This window comes from Sulfurimonas sp. (assembly GCF_041563035.1).
In the GTDB taxonomy this organism is placed as follows: domain Bacteria; phylum Campylobacterota; class Campylobacteria; order Campylobacterales; family Sulfurimonadaceae; genus Sulfurimonas.
In genome coordinates this window covers 1-2218 of sequence record NZ_JBFFNS010000050.1, presented here as the reverse complement: position 1 = coordinate 2218, position 2218 = coordinate 1, and the positions used below count along the sequence as shown (strand labels likewise).

At 32.5% G+C, this 2218-nt stretch carries 1 protein-coding gene; it reads left to right on the top strand.

The window, feature by feature from the left end; translation table 11 throughout:
- A partial coding sequence (locus ABZC13_RS14240; RefSeq protein ID WP_373005363.1) for a hemagglutinin repeat-containing protein occupies positions 1 to 2218 on the top strand: 2218 nt, incomplete at both ends.

The window sequence follows — 2218 nt, the reverse complement described above, 5'->3', positions numbered from 1 at the left end:
TAAAAGGCTCAAACCTAAATGCTGCAAACAACTTAAATATAAAAGCTAAAAAGATAGATATATTAGCGGTGAATGATTCATCATATATAGAGAAAAAATCATCATCAAGTGGTTTTATGTCTAGTAGTACAACTTTAGATATTGAGTTAAAAGAAAATGTTAAAAGCAGTAAACTAAATGCCAACAATATTGTTTTAGCATCTGATAATGATTTGAACCTAGAGTCAGTAAATATAAATGCTAATGATTCTGTTGATGTTAGTAGTAAAAATGGAAATGTAAATCTACTTGCTAAGTCATATACCAATGCAACTTATCATGAAAAGACAAGTTCAAGTTTTGGTGGTTTAGTTGGAAGTCACTCTATTGACTCTATAAGAAAAACTAAACTAGGTGACTCTTCTACAAAAGCTAATAATAATATTGTGATCGGTGGAAAAAATATAAATATTTTAGCTAATGATTTATCAACTAATAAAGGTGATATAAAATTAAGTGCTGTAGAGAATGTAAATATAATATCTGGAACGGAAAAAAAAGAGGAACAACATCTAAAAGAGTCAACTGGACTAAGCCTTGGGGTCAGTGGTTCAAAACTGACATATGCTAAGAAAACAAAAGATGAGACTGTTGATGAAACTATTACAAATAAAGCTTCAAATATAAAAACAAATAACTTAATAATTGAGAGTGGACAAGATACTAATGTAATAGCTTCTAATATAACAGCAGATTCAATGCAAGTGGATGCGAAAAGAGACTTTAATGTACTCTCAGATAAAAATACCCAAAGAAAACATAAAGAACACTCAACTCAGGAGTTGGGCTTTGAACTTACACTAAATGAAAGAGAAGCTTCGCTTTTTGCTGGTTACTGGGAAGAAGCAAATGGAGAAACTACTGTAAAAAGTAGTGTAGTTCAGTCAAATATGGAAATAGGTTCACTAGACGTAGCTTCAAAAAACACAAACATAGTAGGCTCAAACATATACACTAACAATATGAAGATAGACTCAGAAAATATAAACGTCATAGCAGATAGAACAAACACTAATGTAGATACATATACTAAGTCTATAAAAGCAGGTGTATCAGTAGGTGTTTCTCAAAACATATCTAATGCAGTAGATGCCATAGAAGACCAAGGTAGAGCAAAAAGCAACTCAGCTATAGTATCTAGAGGTTTAAAAACATATGATGCAGTTACAAGTGCTATTAAAAAACCAGTAGAAGCCGGAGTAAAAGCAATATATGAAGAAAGTAGAACAAATACAAACTCAAAAAATGATGAGATAGTATCTTCCAATCTACATGCAAATAACTCTATAGTGCTAAACGCAAAAGAGGACATAGAAGTAGCAGGAAGTAATATAGCTTCAGAAAATGAACTAAAATTAAATGCAAAAAACATAAACATACACTCAGCCAAACAGAACTACTCATACGACACTTCAAGTAGTGCTATAAATGCAAAAGCTAATATATTTGGTAGTAATATGGGAGATGTAACAATAGGTGCTCAGACTAGTGACTTAAACATAGAAGGAACTCAAGAGATAAACTCCCATATCTATGCAAAAGGCAAAGCAACAATAACTTCTAAAGAAGACACTATTCTAAAAGGTGCAACAGTAGATGCAAATGAGCTTGAAGTGAATGTTGGAAGAAACCTAGTTATGCAAAGCATCCAAGATACTGAAAGCACAAAAGGCTCTTCAAAAGGTGGAAGTATCTCAGGAAATGTAATGACAATGACTCCAACAGGAATATCAGGAAATGTTGGAACCACAAAAGGAAGTAAGAAGTGGGTAAATGAAGTAACCTCACTAAATGCAAATGAGAAGATAAAAGTAACAGTAAATGAGAAAACAACTCTAAGCGGAGCATCTATCACAAACTTAGATAGAGATGCTAAAGATAAAGGTAACTTAGAGTTTAGTACTAAAACACTTGAAATAAACGATATAAAAGATCACGATACCTACGCAAGTACAACTATGGGAATAGGGCTAGGCTCAAACGACTCTAAACCATCAATAAACTCCATAGAGTATACAAACAACACTAAAGATAAAGAACAGATTATAAGAACTACAGTAGGAAAGGGAACCATCACAACTACTTCAGATATCTCAAACCTAAACAGAGACACTACAAAAATACAACAAATCACAAAAGATGAGAGCTCAAACCTAGAACTATACGCAAGTGATAACTC